Below are 18,663 nucleotides of genomic sequence, written 5' to 3'. Positions count from 1 at the left end.
CAATGCCAGCGGACGCCGTGGAACCGGCTTTGCCGGGCCACCGGCGGCGTCCGCCCTCGGGGGGATGGCGCGAAGCGCCTCAGGGCGGGCTTCATACCTCCAGGGAATAGCCCATGCCGCGGTGCGTGCGGATGTAATCACGCGCCGGATCGGCCTCGCGCAGCTTGGCCCGCAGGGTCTTGACGTGGGTGTCCACGGTGCGGTCGGTGCTCTCGCTGTCGCTGCCCCAGGCGGCGGCCAGCAAGGCGTCGCGCGTGTGGATGCGGCCCGCGCCGGCGAGCAGGACCGACAGCAGCCGGTATTCGCGCCGCGTGAGCTCCAGCGGCCGGCCGTGCAGGTGCACTCGCTGGCCGGCCAGGTCGTCGTGGAAGGCGCTGCCGGCCGATGGCGAACCCGCCGGAGCCGGCACGGCCGCGGGCCCGGCGGCGCGGCGCAGCAGCGCCTTGGCGCGCGCCGCCAGCTCGCGAGGGCTGAAGGGTTTGGGCAGGTAGTCGTCGGCGCCGAGTTCCAGCCCCAGCACGCGGTCGATCTCCTCCCCGTGCGCGCTCAGCATGAGCACCGGCAGGCCGTGGCCCTGCTGCCGCAGCTCCCGCAGCAGATCCAGGCCGCTGCCGTCGGGCAGGCCCACGTCCAGCACCAGCAGGTCGAAGCGGTGGGAGCGCAGCAGGCTGCGGGCATCGCTCAGCAGCAGGCTGTGGCTCACCGCCAAACCGTCGCGCTCCAGCGCGTAGGCCACCGTGCGCGCGATCGCCGGGTCGTCCTCCACGAGCAGCAGGCGGGCGGCCATGGTCAGCGCGCCACCAGCACGGGGAACAGCTTGCCCAGCCCGTCGGCCATCACCTCCACCGCGAGCGCGGCGAGGATCAGCCCCATGAGCCGCGTCATCACGTTGATGCCGGTCTTGCCCAGCACGCGCGCGATCGGGTCGGCGAGCGCGAAGCACACCGCCGTGGCCAGCGCGATCACCACGCCATAGCCCACCAGCGCGAGGTGCTGCCAGACGGTCTGCGCCCGGTCGGCGTAGATCACCACGGTGGACATGCTCGCCGGCCCGGTGAGCAGCGGGATGGTGAGCGGCACCACGGCGATGCTGTCGCCCTGGGCGGCCTTCTCGGCGCCTTCCTCCAGTTCGTGGGTGTGGGGCTTGGCCTCGGCGGGCTGGGCGTTGAGCATGTTCATCGCGCTGATGAGCAGCAGCATGCCGCCGCCCACCTGGAAGCTCTGCAGCGAGATGTTGAAGAACGCCAGGATCTGCAGGCCCAGCAGCGCGCAGGCCGCGATGACGCAGAACGCGCTGAAGGCCGCCACCTGGATGGTGCGCCGCCGCTGGCGCGGCGAGAACCCGTCGGTGTAGTGGATGAAGAAGGGGACGATGGCCAGCGGGTTCACGATGGCCAGCAGGGTGATGAGCGGCTTGAGGTCCATGGGGGCTTTCCGTGTCAGCGGCCGCCGGAGACTTCCAGCAGGCTCATGGTGGTGTAGCTCGCGGCGTCCGACATCAGCCAGACGATGGATTCGGCCACCTCCTCGGCCGTGCCGCCGCGGCCCATGGGCACCTGGTGGGCGAGGTCGCGCACGCGGTCGGGCAGCCCGCCGCTGGCGTGGATCTCCGTGTCGATCAGGCCGGGCCGCACCGCATTCACGCGGATGCCCTCGGCCGCCACTTCGCGCGCGAGGCCCACCGTCATCGCGTCGATCGCCCCCTTGGCGGCCGCATAGTCCACGTACTGGTGGGCCGCGCCCAGGCGGGCCGCGGCGCTGGAGACATTGACGATGCTCCCGCCGCTGCCGCCTTCGCGGGTGCTCATGCGCCGCACGGCCTCGCGGGCGCAGAAGAAGCTGCCCAGCACGTTGATGCCGAACATGCGCCGCAGCCGCTCGCCGCCCATCTCCGCCACGCGCGAGGGCACGTCCACCACGCCGGCGTTGTTCACCAGGGCCGAAAGCCGGCCCAGCTGCGCATCCACCGCCGCGAAGAGGGCCACGACCTGCGCTTCGTCGGCCACGTCCCCCTGCAGCGCGACGGCCTCTCCGCCCTCCGAGAGGATGCCGTCCACCACGCGCGCCGCCGCGGCCGCGTCGCGGGCGTAGTTCACGGCCACGGCCCAGCCGCGCCGGGCCGCCAGCCGGGCGGTGGCCGCGCCGATGCCGCGGCTGCCGCCCGTCACCAAAACCACTTTTTTGTCCATGGGAGCGTCTCCTGCAAGAATGCCGTGGCGCGATTACAGCACCGCCGGCCCCGGGCGGGCGTGCGCTGCGATCGGTTCTTTTCGCCGCTCCCCGTGCGGGGGGCGCTCACACAGTCAACATCGAAGGAGTGACGACATGGGCAGTTTCGTGGATCTGGCCTCGGCCGACGGTTTCAAGGTACCCGCCTGGGTGGCGAAGCCCGAAGGCCCGGCGCGCGGCGCCGTGGTGGTGCTGCAGGAAATCTTCGGCGTGAATTCGCACATCCGCGCCGTGGCCGACCGCTATGCGGCGGCCGGCTACCTGGCGGTGGCGCCCGCCACCTTCGCGCGCGTGCAGCCGGACGTTGAACTGGGCTACGGCGACGACGACATGAAGGAGGGCTTCGGCCTCAAGCAGCAGGTCGAGGCGCTGCCGGGCGCCGGCGTGCTGCCCGACATCCAGGCGGCCATCGACCATGCGGCGCAGCAGAGCGGCGGCAAGGTCGGCATCGTGGGCTACTGCTGGGGCGGCCTGCTGTCCTGGCGGGCGGCCTGCGAGCTGCAGGGCCTGTCGGCGGCCGCGGTCTACTACGGCGGCGGCATCACGGGCGAACAGGAAGTGGCCCGCACGCCCCGCTGCCCCGTGATCGCGCACTTCGGAAAGCGCGACCACTACATCCCGCTCGACGGCGTGGAGGCCTTCCGCAAGGCGCATCCGGAGGTGGAGGCCCACATCTACGAAGCCGACCACGGCTTCAACTGCGACCAGCGCGGCTCCTACGACGCGCCCTCGGCGGACCTGGCACGCGAACGCACGCTGGCGTTCTTCGCGAAGCATCTGGGCTGAGCTGCCGTCGAAGGGCGCTTCAGAGGCCCGCCCTCGGGCCTTTGAAACCGGCGCAGCGTCACCCGTCAGAAGGCCGCGGAGCAGGCCAAGCCAGCAGACGCCGTGGAACCGGCTCTGCCGGGCCACCGGCGTCCAGCCCCTCGCCAGAGCCGAGGGGCGTTCGTCCCGTCCATGCCCGCGCAGGCGGGCATGGAGCCGCGGTCCTCACTCCGCCCTGCCCGCCATGCGCAGCATGGCGAGAGCGGGGGCTGAGTGCCGCGGCTCCAAGCCTGCCTGCGCAGGCTTGGACGTGCACGAAGGGCAGCCGACTCTGGCGGCAGCACCGAGCGGCGCAGCCGCTCAGGGGGGTGTTCCCCCGTCAATGCGCGCCTGCGGCCGCATCGGCGCTGCCCGCGCTCGCGCGCACCGGGTGGGACAGCCACACGAGCGGGATCAGCAGCAGGAACAGCACGGCCGACGCATAGAAGATGTCGTTGGCCGCCAGCATGAAGGCCTGCTGGTTCACCAGCCGCTCCACCTGCGCGAGCGCCTGCTCGGCGGTGAGTCCGCCGGCCTGCAGCCCCTGCAGCGTCTGGGTGACCGCGACGCCGCCCTGCTGCAGCCCTTCGGTGAGCTGCGCATGGTGCAGCGTGGCGCGCCGCTCCCACAGCGTGGTCGAGACGGAGGTGCCGATCGCTCCGGCCGTGATGCGCATGAAGTTCGACAGCCCCGAGGCCGAGGGAATGCGCGCGGGCGCGATCTCCGACAGCGTGATCGTCACCAGCGGGATGAAGAAGAACGCCATGGCGATGCCCTGGATGATGGTGGGCACCATGATCGTCATCAGGTCGGCCTGCGTATTGAAGCGCGACCGCATCCACAGCACCAGCGCGAACACCAGGAAGGCGAAGGTCGCGAAGCGGCGCGGGTCCACCTTGGCGATGTTCTTGCCCACCACCGGCGAGAGCACCAGCGCCAGCAGGCCCACCGGCGCCATCACCATGCCCGCCTGCGTGGCGGTGTAGCCCATGTACTGCTGCAGCCAGAGCGGCAGCAGCACCACGTTGCCGAAGAAGAGGCCGTAGCCCACCGACGTGGCGAGCGCGCCGGCCCAGAAGTTGCGGATCTTGAAGAGCGACAGGTCCACCACCGGGTGGTCCTCGCCGCGTTCCCAGACCATGAAGGCGACGAAGCCCACCACGGCCACCACGCCGCAGGCCACCACCCAGGGCGAGGCGAACCAGTCGTGCTCCTTGCCGATGTCCAGCATCACCTGCATCGCCGCCACCCAGATGACGAGCAGGGCCAGGCCGACGGAATCGATCGGCAGCGCGCGCCGCTCGGATTCGCGCTTGTGGAAGATGCCCCAGGTGACAAGCACCGCCACGATGCCCACGGGTACGTTGATGTAGAAGATCCAGGGCCAGGTCAGGTTGTCGGTGATCCAGCCGCCCAGCAGCGGCCCCATCACGGGCGCGATGAGCGTGGTCATCGACCACATCGCCATCGCCAGGCCCGCGAGCGCGCGCGGGTAGCTGGAGAGCAGCAGCGACTGCGACAGCGGGATCATCGGCCCCGCCACGAAGCCCTGCAGCGCGCGGAACGCGATCAGCGTGGCCATGTTGGGCGCGATGCCGCACAGCAGCGAGGCGATCACGAAGAGCGTCACGCTGGCCACGAACAGGCGCACCTGTCCGAAGCGCTGCGACAGCCAGCCGGTGAGCGGCACCGCGATGGCGTTGGCCACCGCGAAGCTGGTGATGACCCAGGTGCCCTGCGTGGGGCTCACGCCGAGGTCGCCCGCGATGGCGGGCAGGGACACGTTGGCGATCGACGTGTCCAGCACGTTCATGAACGTGGCCGCCGACAGGGCCAGCGTGCCCCACATGCGCGCGCTGCCTTCGAGCGGCGGCGGCGCCAGGGGCGGTGTGTGGGTGGGAGAGGACATGGAAGTTCCGGGAAGGGATCAGCGCCGCCGCGGATCAATGGGCCTGCGGCTGGCCGGAAGCGTGCGCGGCGGCGGCGGTGCGCACCGGCCGGGCCCTGGCGGCGGCCGCGTCGCCGCGGGTGGGCGTCTGCCGGGCATCGCCCGCGCGGGCGGCCGGCCCCGCGTTGGCCGCGATGATGCGGGCCACCTCGTCGTCGGCGCCCTTGTCGAGGTCCGAGTACACGGCGGTCTGCGCCACGGCCTGGGCGCGCGGGGCATCGGCCAGCAGGGCACCGCTGCGGTCCTGGGTGTTCACCGTCACGTCCATCGACAGGCCCACGCGCAGCGGATGGTCCTTGAGCTGCTCGGCGTCGAGCGCGATGCGCACGGGCACGCGCTGCACCACCTTGATCCAGTTGCCGGTGGCGTTCTGCGCCGGCAGCAGCGCGAACGCCGCTCCCGTGCCCACGCCCAGCCCGACCACCTTGCCCGTGTATTCCACCTTGCTGCCGTAGAGGTCGGCCGTGAGCTTGGCGGGCTGGCCCAGGCGCAGGTTGCGCAGCTGGTTTTCCTTGAAGTTCGCATCCACCCAGACATGGCTGAGCGGCACGATGGTCATGAGCGGCGCACCGGGCGCCACGCGCTGGCCGAGCTGCACGGTGCGCCTGGCGACGTAGCCGTCCACCGGCGCGGGCAGGGCGGTGCGACGCTCCGCGAGATACGCCTCGCGCACCTTGGCGGCGGCGGCCAGCACGTTGGGATTCTCCTGCACCGGAATCCCCTGCGTGAGCGACTGGTTGCTGGTCAACTGCTCGCGGGCGGCCTCCACGCCGGCCTGCGCGGCGGCCAGCGCCGAACGGGCCGCGTCCACCTGGTTCTGCGCGTGCTGCAGCTCTTCCTTCGAGACGGCGCCGTTGCCCGAGAGGGACTGCCGGCGCTGCAGGTCTTCCTGGGCGCGGGCCACGTCCGAGCGCGCCTTCGACACCTCGGCCTGGCGCAGCGTGATCTGCGCGTTCAGCGAGCCGTTGTTCACGTACACGGTGCGCGCCTGGCGCACGGCCTGGGCCAGGCCCGCCTCGGCCTGCGCGAGCGCCACGCGGGCATCGGCCGGGTCCAGCTGCACCAGCGGAGCACCGGCCTTCACGAAGTCGGTGTCGTCGGCCATGATGGACATCACCGTCCCGCCGGTCTGCGGCGTGATCTGGATGACGTTGCCCTGCACGTAGGCGTTGTCGGTGTCCTCGTAGTGGCTCAGCACGAGCCAGTCGTACAGGCCCCACCCGGCGCCCGCCACGACGACGACGGCGGCCAGGGCCACCAGGGTCTTGCGGCGGCGGGCCTTGGCGTCCGGGGCGGCGGCCGGAGCATTGGAGGAATCGGAAGCGTTCTGGGGTGCGTTCATGGAAGTGTCTCCCCGCGGGAAGCAGAAATGGAAATCCGCGCGGCAGGAATGGAGGGAATCGGAAGGGGGGGAAAGCGTCGGGTGGAGCGTCAGCGGGCGGCGCCCGCGGCCGCAGGTGCGGCGGCGAGGACCGGATCGGTGGCGGCATAGCCCCCGCCCAGTGCCCGCGCCAGCCGTGCCTGGGTGTCCAGGCGGCGCGCGGCGAGGTCCACCGCCTGGCGGCGCTGCTGCAGCACGCTGGTTTCGGCGGACAGCACGTTCAGGTAGTTGCCCAGGCCCGCCCGGTAGCGCTGCTGCGCGATGGCATACGCGCTCTCGGCCGCGGCCTGCGCCTCGCGCTGCTCGGCCATCTGCTGGTCGATGGAGCGTGCGGCGGCGATCTGGTCGGCCGTTTCGTGCAGCGCGTCCAGCAGCGTGGCGTTGTAGCTCTCCACCGCCGCATCCACGTCGGCGGCCTTGCCGCGCAGGTTGGCGCGCAGCCGGCCTGCCTCGAAGATCGGCAGGCGGATGGCCGGGCCCACGCCCCATTCACGGCTGCCGCCCTTGACGAAGTTGTCCAGCCCGAGCGATGCCAGGCCCACGAAGGCCGTGAGGTTCACGTTGGGATAGAACTGCGCACGGGCCACGGCCACCTCCTGCGAGGCGGCCTCCACGCGCCAGCGCGCGGCGGCGATGTCCGCGCGGCGGCCCAGCAGGTCCGCGGGCAGCGCGGCCGGCAGGGCGATGGGGCGCAGCGACGCCAGCGGGGCCGGCACCAGCGACTGCGCGGCGCCGGGCTGGCCGACGAGCGCATCCAGCGCGTTGCGGGCCATGGCGGCCTGCTCGCGCAGTACCTCGATCTGCTGGCGCGCCTCGGGCAGGCTGCCTTCGCTCTGGCGCTCCTCCAGGCGCGTATCCAGCCCGGCGCTCACGCGGTCGCGCACCAGCGAGAGCGTCTGGCTGCGCTGCTCCAGCGTGCGCTGCGCCACGCCGAGCTGGGCCTGCAGCCGCGCCAGTTCCACATACTGCCGCGCCACGTTCGATGCCAGCAGCACGCGCGCGGCCTGCGCGTCGGCGACGGCGGCGTTGGCGCTACCCACGGCGGCATCGATGGCCGCGCGGTTCTTGCCGAAGAAGTCCAGCTCCCAGCTGCCCGTCAGGCGGCCGGTGGCGCTGTTCTCGGTGGCGCCGCCCAGCGGCGGCGGGTAGATGGAGTTGGCGCTGTAGTGCTGGCGCGTGGCGTCGAGGCTGCCGTTCACCTGCGGGCGGTCGGCGGCGCGGGTCGCTTCCGTGTAGGCCCGGGCGCGGGCGATGCGGGCCTCGGCCAGCTTCAGGTTGGGGCTCTGCGCCAGGGCCTGGTCGATGAGCGCATCCAGCTGCGCATCGCCGAAGCCGCGCCACCAGTCGGAGGCCACGGCGGGGTCGGCGAAGGCGCGTGCCACGTCGGCCACGCCCTGGGCCTGCGCTGCGAGGCCCAGGGAGGCCGCGTCGCGCATCTTCGCCTGGGATGCGATGCCGGACATGTCGGCGCAGGCCGTCAGCCCGAGCAGCGCGAACGCCACCGTGCCGAAATACTGCGCCGCCGCATGCCAGCGCGGCACGGCGTGCACCGCCGGCGTGCCCGGCGGGCCGGAGGGGGCGGGAGGAAGGGGAGCCAGATGGTTGTTCATGTTGTGTCGTGCTCGAGGAAAAGGGGTGGGCGGTGCCTTAAGCGCCGTCCGGCGGCGTCAGCCGCGTGGTGACGTTCTCGTAGATGCGGGCCAGGTAGCTGCGGAACGCCGCCGTGTCCGCCTCGCTGAAGCCGTGCAGGGCCGTGTTCTGCAGGTCCAGCAGCAGCGCAGGCAGCTGGGCGGCGGCGGCATGGCCTTCCTCGGTCAGCGCGAGATGCACCACGCGGCGGTCTTCCTGCGAACGCTCGCGGCGGCACAGGCCCTTGGCCTCCAGCCGGTCCAGCAGCCGGGTCATGCCGCCCGCATCGAGCTGGCAGACACGGGCGAGGGCGGCGACGGTGCTTTCCTGCCCGGAGGCCAGGAAGATCCGCAGCAGCGGGCGCCACTGCGCATCGGTCAGGCCCAGCGGCTCCACGCGGCGGTCCACCTCGCTGCCCATCAGGCTGACGATGCGGCGCATCTGGTAGCCGATGCTCTGTTCGATGAGGCCGTGGGCGGGAGGGGACGCAACTGTCTGAGAATTCATGCCGCAACATTAATTGACTAGACAAATAATGTCAAGTCTTTGATTGCGGCGCAAGGGGTTCGACAAGGGGATGGCGCGGCCGCGACCAGCCCCGCCATGGCCGGGCGGGGCAAAGCGGATGGGGAGAGGGCCCGGCGCTGCGGCCGATCTCCGCTGTCGCCCGTCAGCCGGGACGGGCGGACATCGTCAATGCTGCCCGGTGCGGGCCAGGTAGCGCTTGCGCCAGAACAGCGCCACCAGCGCGATGGCGATCACCGTCATGGTCGCCATGGCCCACCAGAAGCCATCCTGCTTGTGGACCAGGGGAATGAATTCGAAATTCATGCCGAAGATGCCCGCGATCAGGTTGAGCGGCAGGAACACGGCCGTGAGGGCGGTGAGCGTGCGCATGATGTCGTTGGTGCGGTTGCTCTGCACGCTGAAGTGCATCTGCACGGCCGTCTCGGTGCTCTGCTCCAGCCGGCGCACATGGTGCACCACCCGTTCGATGTGCTCCAGCACGTCGCGGCTGCGCACCTTGAGCAGTTCCAGCTCGCGCAGCGCGGGCATGCCGTCGGGCAGGGCCCAGGTCTCCAGCGTGTCCACCCAGTCCTGCACGGCGGCGCGCTGGTCCTCGCAGATCTCGTCGAGCTGGTGCAGCGTGAGCCGCGCATCCAGCAGCGCGCTCCAGTTGGCGAAGCGCCCGCGGGGCCGCAGCAGTTCCGCCTGCCAGTGGTCCAGCTGGCGGGAGAGCTCGCGCCGCAGGTCCAGGTAGTTGTCCACGATGAGGTTCACCACGCGCAGCATCAGGTCCGCCGGGCTGGTCGGCAGGCGCGCACCCGGCGCCGGCGCGGTGCGCTGCTCGCGCGCCAGCGTTTCCGATGGGGGATGCTCGGGCGTGGCGATCTGCGCCGTCGGCTCCTGCGCCGGCGCGGGCTGGTGGGCGGTGAGCAGGCGCGCGGCGAAGGCGTCGCGCACGGTGCAGTCGTCCGGATGGACGGACAGCAGCACCTGGTCGAACACCGCGAAGCCGACCGGACTGGTGTTGATGCGGCGCAGCACCGGCGGCGCGGCCCGATTGGCGCCCGGTCCGGAGAGGCTCGCCAGGCTGGGCACCCCGCCGGTGTCGCACTGGGTGGCGCTCAGCCGGCGGAACACCAGCACGTCGTACTGCGAGGTGTAGTCGTAGTGCGACGGCAGCTGGGCGTTCAGCAGGTCGGAGACATGCAGGTCGACCAGCTGCTGGCCCGCCAGCGACTGCAGGGACGACTGGAGCGCTCCCAGCCGCGCCGAGAAGGTCGCGCGCGTGCAGGCGATCCACACGAAGCCCTGCGCGGGCATGCGCTGCGGGATGGCGTCCAGCTCGACCGCGCCCTGCGGCTGGATGTGGAAGACCCGGACCTTGCCGTCCGAATCCGCGGTCAAGGCCGCACCCCGAGCGGGTCTTCTGCTTTTTCCGGGCCCAGGCAGATCGGCGACATGGATGCCCCTTATTTCGCCAACAGCCGCGCGGCATCGCGCGCGAAGTACGTCAGGATGCCATCCGCGCCCGCGCGCTTGAACGCGAGCAGCGATTCCATCATCACCGCGTCGTGGTCGAGCCAGCCGTTCGCGGCCGCCGCCTTCAGCATGGCGTATTCGCCGCTCACCTGGTAGGCGAAGGTCGGCACGCGGAACTCGTCCTTCACGCGGCGCACCACGTCCAGGTAGGGCATGCCGGGCTTGACCATCACCATGTCCGCGCCCTCGGCGATGTCCAGCGCCACCTCGCGCAGCGCCTCGTCGGTGTTGCCCGGGTCCATCTGGTAGACGTTCTTGTCGGCCTTGCCGAGCGCGCCGCGCGTGCCCACGGCGTCGCGGAACGGGCCGTAGAAGGCGCTCGCGTACTTCGCGCTGTAGGCCATGATGCGCGTGTGGATGTGGCCCTGTGCCTCCAGCGCGTCCCGGATCGCGCCGATGCGGCCGTCCATCATGTCGCTGGGCGCCACGATGTCCACGCCCGCCTCGGCATGCGTGAGCACCTGGCCGACGAGAAGCTCCACCGTCTCGTCGTTCAGGATGTAGCCGGTCTCGTCGAGCATGCCGTCCTGGCCGTGGCTGGTGTAGGGGTCCAGCGCCACGTCGGTGAGCACGCCCAGCTCGGGGAATTCCTTCTTCAGCGCCCGCACCACGCGGGGGATCAGGCCGTCGGGGTTGAGCGCCTCCTTGCCGTCCGGCGTCTTGAGCGCCGCGTCGATCGAGGGGAACAGCGCCAGCACCGGGATGCCCAGGCGCACGCAGTCTTCCGCCACGGGCAGCAGCAGGTCCAGGCTCAGCCGGTCCACGCCGGGCATCGAGGGCACGGCCTGGCGGTGGTTCGTGCCTTCGTGCACGAACACCGGGTAGATGAAGTCGTGCGATGACAACCGATGCTCGCGCACGAGGTTGCGGGTGAACGCGTCGCGCCGCAGCCGGCGGGGACGGTGCTGGGGAAAGGGCGGGGGGCTGGAGAGATGCATCCTGAAATTGTGCTCCCGTTTCGGAAGTGCGTGCCGCCGGACGGGCGCCCGCCCCCACGTACACTGCCACCCATGCTCTGGGTCAAAGCCTTCCACATCGTCTTCGTGGCCAGCTGGTTCGCCGGCCTGTTCTACCTGCCGCGCATCTTCGTGAACCTCGCCATGGTGCCGCCCGATTCCACCGCCGAGCGCGAGCGCCTGCAGCTTATGGCGCGCAAGCTGCTGCGTTTCACCACGCTGCTGGCCGTGCCGGCGCTGGCGCTGGGCCTGTGCCTCTACCTGGGCTACGGCATCGGCCGCGGCCCCGGCAACGGCTGGATGCACGCCAAGCTCACCGTGGTGGTGCTGGCCGTGGGTTACCACCACGCCTGCGGCGTGCTGCTGCGCAAGTTCGTCGCCGGGCGCAACGGCCACAGCCACCGCTGGTACCGCTGGTTCAACGAGGTGCCGGTGCTGCTGCTGGTGGCAGCGGTGGTGCTGGTGGTCGTCAAGCCGTTCTGAGCCGGGCGCGCCCAGCCGTGCACAAGACGTCCGCCTGGCCGCTCGCGCTGATCTACATCGCGCTCATCGTTTTCGCGAGCCTGTTCCCCTTCGAAGGCTGGCGCGAGCAGGGCATCTCGCCCCTGGTCTTCCTCACGGCCCGCGTCCCGCCGCCGTACTGGACGTGGTTCGACGTCAACATCAACGTCGCGGGCTATGCCCCGCTGGGCTTCCTACTGGCCCTGGCCCTGCTGCGCACCGGCTGGCCGCGCGCCGCCGTGCCGGTCGCCGTGCTGTGCGGAGGCATGCTCTCCATGCTCATGGAGCTGCTGCAGATCTACCTGCCGCGCCGCGTGCCCTCCAACATGGACCTGCTCCTCAACACGGCCGGCACCCTGGTCGGTGCGCTCGTGGCCGCCCTGCTGGAGCGCCTGGGCGCCATCGCCCGCTGGAACCGCCTGCGCGCGCGCTGGTTCGTGCCGGATGCCAGCGGCGCGCTGGTGCTCATCGCGCTCTGGCCCGCCGCCCTGCTGTTTCCCGCCGCCGTACCGTTCGGGCTGGGGCAGATGTGGGAGCGCCTGGAGGCGGCACTCGCCGACACGCTGGCCGACACCCCGTTCCTCGAATGGCTGCCCGTGCGCGACACCCCGCTGGAGCCCCTGATGCCCGGCGCGGAACTGCTCGCCGTGCTGCTCGGGCTGCTCGTTCCCTGCCTGCTGGGCTACTGCGTCATCCGCCAGGTCGGCCGCCGGGCGGCCTACGCCTGCGGCACGGTCGCGGCCGGCGTGGCGGTGACGGCGCTCTCGGCCGCACTGAGCTATGGACCCGCACATGCCTGGGAGTGGCTGGGCCTGCCCGCGCGGGTGGGCATCTGCGCGGGGCTGGTCGCCGCCCTGCTGCTGGTGATGGTGCCGCGCCGCGCGGCCGGCGTGCTGCTGCTGCTCGTGCTGGTCTGGCACCTCAACCTGCTCAACCAGGCGCCGACCAGCGCCTACTTCGCCGAAACCCTGCTCGCCTGGGAGCAGGGCCGCTTCATCCGCTTCTACGGCCTAGGGCAGTGGCTCGGCTGGCTCTGGCCCTACGCCGCGCTGGTGTACGTGGTGCAGCAGGTCGCGCGCCGGCCGGTGCCGCAGGGGCCAGCGCCCGCGGCAGCGCCCGCAGCGCCTGAACCCCGGGTTCCCTAGAATCCGTCCATGACCGACGACACCTCCCAGCCCTCCGGCTACTACGCCCGCCACATCTTCTTCTGCCTCAACGAGCGCATCAACGGCGAAGACAGCTGCGCCCACCACGGCGCGAAAGAGGCGTTCGACCACTGCAAGTCGCGCGTGAAGGCCGAGAAGCTGGCCGGCCCCGGCAAGGTGCGCGTGAACAAGGCCGGCTGCCTGGACCGCTGCGCGGGCGGGCCCATCGCCGTCGTCTACCCCGAGGGCACCTGGTACACCTACGTGGACAAGAGCGACATCGACGACATCGTCGAGTCGCACCTCAAGAACGGCCAGGTGGTCGAGCGCCTGCTCACGCCGCCGGAACTCGGGCGCTGATCCAGGCTCAGAGCCCCGGTTTCCCGCGCCGCGGCGCACCCGCGGGCCCCGGCCACGGGCCGCCGGGCCCGCCGTGCGCGCGCCGCTTCTCCCCACTGCAGACGGACATCCGAAGTGAACGCCCAGACTGAACGCCTGACCTTCTCCGGCCCGGCCGGCGCCATCGAGGCGCTGCGCGACGCGGCCGCCCCGGCCGACGGCGCCGCCCCGCGCGGCGTGGCCGTGATCGCCCACCCCCATCCGCTGTTCGGCGGCACCATGGACAACAAGGTCGTGCAGACCCTCGCGCGGGCCTTCGTCGCCAGCGGCTGGACGGCCGTGCGCTTCAACTTCCGCGGCGTGGGCGCCACCGCCGGCACCTACGACGAGGGCCGCGGCGAACTCGAAGACCTGCTGGCCGTCGTCGGACAGGCGGCGCCCGAAGGCCCCCTGGCGCTGGCCGGGTTCTCGTTCGGCGCCTTCGTCACCAGCCATGCGCTGGCGCGGCTCTGGGAGCCGCGCGTCATCGAGCGCGCGGTGCTCGTGGGAACGGCCGCGAGCCGCTTCACCGTCGCCCCCGTGCCGGCCGAGGCCCACGGCCGCACCCTGGTCGTGCACGGCGAGCAGGACGACACCGTGCCGCTCGCCGCCGTGATGGACTGGGCCCGCCCGCAGACACTCCCTGTGACAGTCGTGCCCGGCGGCGGCCATTTCTTTCACGGACAATTGCCGCTGCTCAAGAGCCTCGTGGCGCGGCACCTCACCTCGCAGGCCTGACCGGGCCGCCGCCCGGGCCTGGCGCCGCGGCCCGCGCCCCTTGCGTCCCGTCCGCACCTTCCTTTCGCTTTTCCCTTTTTCTCTTTCCCCGGACCCCTCCGAATGCATGCCTCCCTGAAGTCCTTCGTGCCCCTGCTGCGCTCCTTCGCCCTGGCCGCCGCGCTCGCGCCCGCCGCGCTCTGGGCGCAGGTGCAGACGCCCCAGCCGCCCGAGATCGCCGCGCGCAACTACCTGCTGCTCGACGTGACCGCCGGGCAGGTGCTGGCCGCCAAGGACATCGACGCCCCCGTGGAGCAGGCCTCCCTGACCAAGCTCATGACCGGCTACCTGGTGTTCGACGCGCTGCGCGCCAAGAAGATCACGCTGGAGCAGAAGCTGCCCGTGAGCGAGCGCGCCTGGAAGATGCCGGGCTCGCGCATGTTCATCGACCCCAAGATGCAGGTGCCCGTGGAAGACCTCATCAAGGGCATGATCGTGCAGTCCGGCAACGACGCCACCATGGCCCTCGCCGAAGGCGTGGGCGGCACGGCCGAGAACTTCGTCAAGCTCATGAACGACCAGGCGCGTGCCCTGGGCATGAAGAACACGGCCTACAAGAACCCCGAAGGCCTCACCGAGCCCGGCCACACGACCACGGCGCGCGACCTGGGCGTGCTCGCCACGCGGCTCATGAAGGACTTCCCGGAGTACATGCACTACTACTCCACCAAGCACTATGCCTATCCGGGCACGCCGCCCTCCAACGGCACCAACCGCAATTCGCTGCTGTTCCGCGACCCGACGGTGGACGGCCTCAAGACCGGCCACACGTCGGCGGCCGGCTACTGCCTCGTGGCCACGTCCAAGCGCGAATTCCCGAACGTCGGCCAGCGCCGCCTGCTCTCGATCGTGCTCGGCACCTCCAGCGAAGGCGCGCGCGCCAACGAAAGCCAGAAGCTGCTGAACTGGGGCTACACCGCCTACGACGCGGTCAAGCTCTTCGACGGCGGTCAGCCCGCCGCCACGCCGGCCCTCTGGAAGGGCACGCAGAACACCCTCAAGATCGGCCGCCCCGATCCGATCGTCGTCACCGTGCCTTCGGGCTCGGCCGGCAAGATCGCGACGCAGATCGTGCGGCAGGACCCGCTCGTGGCCCCGTTCACCAAGGGCCAGTCCGTGGGCACGCTCAAGGTCTCGCTGGGCGACCAGCAGATCGCCGAAGTGCCGCTCGTGGCGCTCGAAACCGTCGAGCAGGCCGGCATCTTCGGCCGCGCCTGGGACGCGATCCGGCTCTGGATCAAGTGATGCCGGCGGGTGGGGCGGCAGGGGCTGCCGCGCCGCACCTTGCCTCGCCCGGGCCGAACTGATACATTAGAAGGCTTTTCGGAATTTCCGAAGGGAATCACGTCTTCGCCCGAACCGAATCCACCGGGCGGAGTTTTCACGTTTAGGGACGATTCATGCCAACCATCAACCAGCTCATTCGTCAGGGGCGCGAGGTCGAAACGACCAAGTCCAAGAGCCCTGCGATGCAAAACTCTCCCCAGCGCCGCGGCGTGTGCACCCGTGTGTACACCACGACGCCCAAGAAGCCGAACTCCGCTCTGCGCAAGGTCGCCAAGGTGCGCCTGACCAACGGTTTCGAAGTCATCTCCTACATCGGCGGTGAAGGCCACAACCTGCAGGAACACAGCGTGGTGCTGGTCCGCGGCGGCCGTGTGAAGGATCTGCCCGGTGTGCGTTACCACATCGTGCGCGGCTCCCTTGACCTGCAAGGCGTCAAGGACCGTAAGCAGGCCCGTTCCAAGTACGGCGCCAAGAAGCCCAAGGCCAAGTAAGCCCTGCGCTTTTTCGCAAAGAATTTTCGGTGCTGTTCCCGCGTGGCGCGGTGAAGCAGCGTAGTGGCCCCAAACGCAGGCGTTCTGCGCGGGTCGAGTAAGTGGGAGCCCCCGATGGGTTCTCGCGGTGCCTGGAAAGGCGCCAACTGAAGCAAAGATAGAGGTGAGAAATGCCACGTCGTCGCGAAGTCCCCAAACGTGAAATCCTGCCGGACCCGAAGTTCGGCAACGTCGAGCTGTCCAAATTCATGAACGTGATCATGGAAGGCGGCAAGAAGGCAGTTGCAGAGCGCATCATCTATGGCGCCCTGGAACTCATTCAGAAGAAGCACCCCGACAAGGACGCCCTGGAAGCGTTCACCGTGGCCATCAACAACGTGAAGCCCATGGTGGAAGTGAAGTCCCGCCGCGTGGGTGGTGCCAACTACCAGGTGCCCGTGGAAGTGCGCCCCGTGCGCCGCCTGGCCCTGTCGATGCGCTGGATCAAGGAAGCCGCCCGCAAGCGCGGCGAGAAGTCCATGGCCCAGCGCCTGGCCAACGAGCTGCTGGAAGCCACGGAAGGCCGTGGCGGCGCGATGAAGCGCCGTGACGAAGTGCACCGCATGGCCGAAGCCAACAAGGCTTTCAGCCACTTCCGCTTCTAAGTCCGGGTTTCGTCCCCACATCTCGAAGGCTGGGAGCCCGACCTGCCAACATCCATTGGCGGGCGGGCTCTTGGCCGTTAAACGAAAGAAACATCATGGCACGCAAGACTCCCATCGAGCGCTACCGCAACATCGGTATCTCGGCCCACATCGACGCCGGCAAGACGACCACCACCGAGCGCATCCTGTTCTACACGGGTGTGAACCACAAGATCGGTGAAGTGCACGACGGCGCCGCCACCATGGACTGGATGGAGCAGGAGCAGGAGCGCGGCATCACGATCACGTCCGCCGCCACGACCTGCTTCTGGAAGGGCATGGACATGTCCTACCCCGAGCACCGCTTCAACATCATCGACACCCCCGGCCACGTGGACTTCACCATCGAGGTGGAGCGTTCCATGCGCGTGCTGGACGGCGCCTGCATGGTGTATTGCGCCGTGGGTGGCGTGCAGCCCCAGTCGGAAACCGTCTGGCGCCAGGCCAACAAGTACAAGGTGCCCCGCCTCGCGTTCGTCAACAAGATGGACCGCACCGGCGCGAACTTCTTCAAGGTCTACGACCAGATGCGCCTGCGCCTGAAGGCCAACCCCGTGCCCGTCGTGATCCCGATCGGCGCGGAAGAAAACTTCACCGGCGTGGTCGACCTGCTCAAGATGAAGGCCATCATCTGGGACGAAGCTTCCCAGGGCATGAAGTTCACCTTCGAAGACATCCCGGCCGACCTGGTGGAATCCGCCAAGGAATGGCGCGAGAAGATGGTCGAGGCCGCTGCCGAAGCGTCCGAAGAGCTGATGAACAAGTACCTGGAAGAGGGCGACCTCTCCGAGGAAGAGATCAAGTCCGGCCTGCGCACGCGCACGATCGCGACCGAAATCCAGCCGATGCTCTGCGGTACCGCGTTCAAGAACAAGGGCGTGCAGCGCATGCTCGACGCCGTGATCGACTACCTGCCGGCCCCCACCGACATCGATGATGTGACGGGTACCGACGAGGACGAGAACCCCGTCACCCGCAAGGCCGACGACAACGAGAAGTTCTCGGCGCTGGCTTTCAAGCTGATGACCGACCCGTTCGTGGGCCAGCTGACCTTCGTGCGCGTGTACTCGGGCGTCCTGACCAAGGGCGACACCGTCTACAACCCGATCAAGGGCAAGAAGGAGCGTATCGGCCGTATCGTGCAGATGCACGCCAACGAACGCCTGGAAGTGGAAGAAATCCGCGCCGGCGACATCGCTGCCTGCGTGGGCCTGAAGGACGTGACGACCGGCGAAACGCTGAGCGACCTCGACTCCCAGATCATTCTGGAGCGCATGGTGTTCCCCGAGCCCGTGATCACGCAGGCCGTCGAACCCAAGACGAAGACCGACCAGGAAAAGATGGGCATCGCCCTGCAGCGCCTGGCCGCCGAAGATCCTTCGTTCCGCGTGAAGACCGATGAAGAGTCGGGCCAGACGCTGATCGCCGGCATGGGCGAGCTGCACCTGGAAATCATCGTGGACCGCATGAAGCGCGAGTTCGGCGTGGAAGCCAACGTGGGCAAGCCCCAGGTGGCCTACCGCGAAACCATCCGCAAGACGGTGGAAGAGGCCGAAGGCAAGTTCGTGCGCCAGTCCGGCGGCAAGGGCCAGTACGGCCACGTCGTGCTCAAGATCGAGCCGAACGAGCCGGGCAAGGGCAACGAGTTCGTCGACGCCATCAAGGGCGGTGTGGTTCCCCGTGAATTCATCCCGGCCGTCGAGAAGGGCTTCAACGAAGCCGTGACGCAGGGCGTGCTGGCCGGCTATCCGGTCGTGGACGTCAAGGTCACGCTGCACTTCGGCTCCTACCACGACGTGGACTCGAACGAACTGGCGTTCAAGATGGCCGCCATCTTCGGCTTCAAGGAAGGCTGCAAGAAGGCCGGCCCCGTCATCCTCGAGCCGATGATGGCCGTGGAAGTGGAAACGCCGGAAGACTACGCCGGTACCGTGATGGGCGACCTGTCGTCCCGCCGCGGCATGGTGCAGGGCATGGACGACATGGTCGGTGGCGGCAAGGCCATCAAGGCCGAGGTCCCGCTGTCGGAAATGTTCGGCTACTCGACCTCGCTGCGCTCCGCGACGCAAGGCCGCGCCACGTACACGATGGAGTTCAAGCACTACAGCGAAGCTCCGCGCAACGTGTCCGAAGCCATCATGGCCGCCCGGGCGAAGTAAAAGGCCCACCCCTGTGTCGCCTGCGGCGCCTCCCCCTCAAGGGGGCGCACGCAGCGGTCCGGCAAAGCCGGTCCCGCGCGTGCCGCTGGCATGGCCTGCTCCGCGGCCCTTCGATCAGGAAGGCCGTGGGCGGGGGTTAAATCAGTTCTGTCTGCGATCGCATGCCCTTCGTTGCCCGTGGCGAAGGAATCCGCAATGGGATGCAGACGTAAAACCAACACACGGGCATTGCTCTTTATTTGGAGTTGA

The 18,663-nt window shown here is 69.7% G+C and carries 18 protein-coding genes; 9 read left to right on the top strand and 9 right to left on the bottom strand.

Translation table 11 applies throughout. The features are described 5' to 3' along the window. Nucleotides 1-91: 91 nt before the first annotated feature. From Q9R47_RS19355 to Q9R47_RS19345, 3 genes are read right to left on the bottom strand one after another with little or no spacing between them, the layout of a single operon-like run. Nucleotides 92-787, bottom strand: coding sequence for a response regulator (locus tag Q9R47_RS19355; protein WP_311234740.1), 696 nt, complete (start codon nucleotides 785-787; stop codon nucleotides 92-94). 2 nt (nucleotides 788-789) lie between these two features. Beyond that, nucleotides 790-1,425 carry a MarC family protein gene (locus Q9R47_RS19350; RefSeq protein ID WP_311234739.1) on the bottom strand — a complete coding sequence of 212 codons (636 nt, stop codon included), beginning with the start codon at nucleotides 1,423-1,425 and terminating at the stop codon, nucleotides 790-792. Between the two features lie 14 nt (nucleotides 1,426-1,439). Beyond that, nucleotides 1,440-2,189 (bottom strand): SDR family oxidoreductase, encoded by a 750-nt coding sequence (locus tag Q9R47_RS19345; protein WP_311234738.1) that lies wholly within the window; start codon nucleotides 2,187-2,189, stop codon nucleotides 1,440-1,442. Nucleotides 2,190-2,325: 136 nt separating this feature from the next. On the opposite strand from Q9R47_RS19345, the gene Q9R47_RS19340 reads away from it, so the two are divergent. Then, nucleotides 2,326-3,015, top strand: coding sequence for a dienelactone hydrolase family protein (locus tag Q9R47_RS19340; protein WP_311234737.1), 690 nt, complete (start codon nucleotides 2,326-2,328; stop codon nucleotides 3,013-3,015). 358 nt (nucleotides 3,016-3,373) lie between these two features. Here the strand turns inward: Q9R47_RS19340 and Q9R47_RS19335 are convergent, their stop codons facing one another. From Q9R47_RS19335 to hemB, 6 genes are all read right to left on the bottom strand, one after another. Then, nucleotides 3,374-4,942, bottom strand: a complete 1,569-nt coding sequence (locus Q9R47_RS19335; RefSeq protein ID WP_311234736.1) for a DHA2 family efflux MFS transporter permease subunit — start codon at nucleotides 4,940-4,942, stop codon at nucleotides 3,374-3,376. Nucleotides 4,943-4,976: 34 nt separating this feature from the next. After that, a complete protein-coding gene (locus Q9R47_RS19330; RefSeq protein ID WP_311234735.1) occupies nucleotides 4,977-6,323 on the bottom strand; it encodes an efflux RND transporter periplasmic adaptor subunit in 1,347 nt (448 codons plus the stop codon). Nucleotides 6,324-6,412: 89 nt separating this feature from the next. Continuing rightward, the gene (locus tag Q9R47_RS19325; protein ID WP_311234734.1) at nucleotides 6,413-7,972 is read right to left on the bottom strand and encodes an efflux transporter outer membrane subunit; all 1,560 of its coding nucleotides are present in this window, start codon (nucleotides 7,970-7,972) and stop codon (nucleotides 6,413-6,415) included. Between the two features lie 37 nt (nucleotides 7,973-8,009). Continuing rightward, a complete protein-coding gene (locus Q9R47_RS19320; protein WP_311234733.1) occupies nucleotides 8,010-8,498 on the bottom strand; it encodes a MarR family transcriptional regulator in 489 nt (162 codons plus the stop codon). A gap of 186 nt (nucleotides 8,499-8,684) precedes the next feature. Further along, on the bottom strand, nucleotides 8,685-9,902 hold the full coding sequence (locus Q9R47_RS19315; RefSeq protein WP_404977175.1) for a magnesium transporter CorA family protein: 1,218 nt from the start codon (nucleotides 9,900-9,902) through the stop codon (nucleotides 8,685-8,687). A 65-nt stretch (nucleotides 9,903-9,967) separates the two neighbouring features. After that, complete coding sequence (gene hemB, locus Q9R47_RS19310) at nucleotides 9,968-10,975, bottom strand: porphobilinogen synthase (RefSeq protein ID WP_311234732.1); 1,008 nt, start codon at nucleotides 10,973-10,975, stop codon at nucleotides 9,968-9,970. A 72-nt stretch (nucleotides 10,976-11,047) separates the two neighbouring features. Here hemB and Q9R47_RS19305 point away from each other — a divergent pair, with 72 nt between their 5' ends. From Q9R47_RS19305 to fusA, 8 genes are all read left to right on the top strand, one after another. After that, nucleotides 11,048-11,476, top strand: coding sequence for a CopD family protein (locus Q9R47_RS19305; protein ID WP_311234731.1), 429 nt, complete (start codon nucleotides 11,048-11,050; stop codon nucleotides 11,474-11,476). Between the two features lie 17 nt (nucleotides 11,477-11,493). Beyond that, a complete protein-coding gene (locus Q9R47_RS19300; protein WP_311234730.1) occupies nucleotides 11,494-12,639 on the top strand; it encodes a VanZ family protein in 1,146 nt (381 codons plus the stop codon). 9 nt (nucleotides 12,640-12,648) lie between these two features. After that, entirely contained in the window at nucleotides 12,649-12,999 is a 351-nt protein-coding gene (locus Q9R47_RS19295; RefSeq protein WP_311234729.1) for an NAD(P)H-dependent oxidoreductase subunit E, read from the top strand. Between the two features lie 114 nt (nucleotides 13,000-13,113). After that, nucleotides 13,114-13,755: a serine aminopeptidase domain-containing protein gene (locus Q9R47_RS19290; RefSeq protein ID WP_311234728.1), complete on the top strand. Its 642-nt coding sequence runs from the start codon at nucleotides 13,114-13,116 to the stop codon at nucleotides 13,753-13,755. A 102-nt stretch (nucleotides 13,756-13,857) separates the two neighbouring features. Next, nucleotides 13,858-15,039, top strand: coding sequence for a D-alanyl-D-alanine carboxypeptidase family protein (locus Q9R47_RS19285; protein WP_311234727.1), 1,182 nt, complete (start codon nucleotides 13,858-13,860; stop codon nucleotides 15,037-15,039). A gap of 155 nt (nucleotides 15,040-15,194) precedes the next feature. Further along, on the top strand, nucleotides 15,195-15,572 hold the full coding sequence (gene rpsL / locus Q9R47_RS19280) for a 30S ribosomal protein S12 (RefSeq protein WP_026432380.1): 378 nt from the start codon (nucleotides 15,195-15,197) through the stop codon (nucleotides 15,570-15,572). A 170-nt stretch (nucleotides 15,573-15,742) separates the two neighbouring features. After that, on the top strand, nucleotides 15,743-16,216 hold the full coding sequence (rpsG, locus tag Q9R47_RS19275) for a 30S ribosomal protein S7 (protein ID WP_311234726.1): 474 nt from the start codon (nucleotides 15,743-15,745) through the stop codon (nucleotides 16,214-16,216). A 95-nt stretch (nucleotides 16,217-16,311) separates the two neighbouring features. Beyond that, nucleotides 16,312-18,414 (top strand): elongation factor G, encoded by a 2,103-nt coding sequence (gene fusA, locus Q9R47_RS19270; RefSeq protein WP_311234725.1) that lies wholly within the window; start codon nucleotides 16,312-16,314, stop codon nucleotides 18,412-18,414. The last annotated feature ends 249 nt before the right edge of the window (nucleotides 18,415-18,663 follow it).

The sequence above is a fragment of the Acidovorax sp. PRC11 genome (assembly GCF_031844105.1).
In the GTDB taxonomy this organism is placed as follows: Bacteria; Pseudomonadota; Gammaproteobacteria; order Burkholderiales; family Burkholderiaceae_C; genus Paracidovorax.
Note: the sequence above shows the minus strand (reverse complement) of the source record. Positions and strands in the feature narration are given on the sequence as shown.

What these genes read in the sequence shown, in the direction of transcription:
- Q9R47_RS19295 (WP_311234729.1), top strand. Translation starts at nt 12,649, where the DNA reads ATGACCGACGACACCTCCCAGCCCTCCGGCTACTACGCCCGCCACATC.
- Q9R47_RS19330 (WP_311234735.1), bottom strand. Translation starts at nt 6,323, where the DNA reads ATGAACGCACCCCAGAACGCTTCCGATTCCTCCAATGCTCCGGCCGCC.
- Q9R47_RS19355 (WP_311234740.1), bottom strand. Translation starts at nt 787, where the DNA reads ATGGCCGCCCGCCTGCTGCTCGTGGAGGACGACCCGGCGATCGCGCGC.
- rpsL (WP_026432380.1), top strand. Translation starts at nt 15,195, where the DNA reads ATGCCAACCATCAACCAGCTCATTCGTCAGGGGCGCGAGGTCGAAACG.
- Q9R47_RS19335 (WP_311234736.1), bottom strand. Translation starts at nt 4,942, where the DNA reads ATGTCCTCTCCCACCCACACACCGCCCCTGGCGCCGCCGCCGCTCGAA.
- Q9R47_RS19340 (WP_311234737.1), top strand. Translation starts at nt 2,326, where the DNA reads ATGGGCAGTTTCGTGGATCTGGCCTCGGCCGACGGTTTCAAGGTACCC.
- Q9R47_RS19325 (WP_311234734.1), bottom strand. Translation starts at nt 7,972, where the DNA reads ATGAACAACCATCTGGCTCCCCTTCCTCCCGCCCCCTCCGGCCCGCCG.
- rpsG (WP_311234726.1), top strand. Translation starts at nt 15,743, where the DNA reads ATGCCACGTCGTCGCGAAGTCCCCAAACGTGAAATCCTGCCGGACCCG.
- Q9R47_RS19320 (WP_311234733.1), bottom strand. Translation starts at nt 8,498, where the DNA reads ATGAATTCTCAGACAGTTGCGTCCCCTCCCGCCCACGGCCTCATCGAA.
- Q9R47_RS19305 (WP_311234731.1), top strand. Translation starts at nt 11,048, where the DNA reads ATGCTCTGGGTCAAAGCCTTCCACATCGTCTTCGTGGCCAGCTGGTTC.
- Q9R47_RS19350 (WP_311234739.1), bottom strand. Translation starts at nt 1,425, where the DNA reads ATGGACCTCAAGCCGCTCATCACCCTGCTGGCCATCGTGAACCCGCTG.
- Q9R47_RS19285 (WP_311234727.1), top strand. Translation starts at nt 13,858, where the DNA reads ATGCATGCCTCCCTGAAGTCCTTCGTGCCCCTGCTGCGCTCCTTCGCC.
- hemB (WP_311234732.1), bottom strand. Translation starts at nt 10,975, where the DNA reads ATGCATCTCTCCAGCCCCCCGCCCTTTCCCCAGCACCGTCCCCGCCGG.
- Q9R47_RS19345 (WP_311234738.1), bottom strand. Translation starts at nt 2,189, where the DNA reads ATGGACAAAAAAGTGGTTTTGGTGACGGGCGGCAGCCGCGGCATCGGC.
- fusA (WP_311234725.1), top strand. Translation starts at nt 16,312, where the DNA reads ATGGCACGCAAGACTCCCATCGAGCGCTACCGCAACATCGGTATCTCG.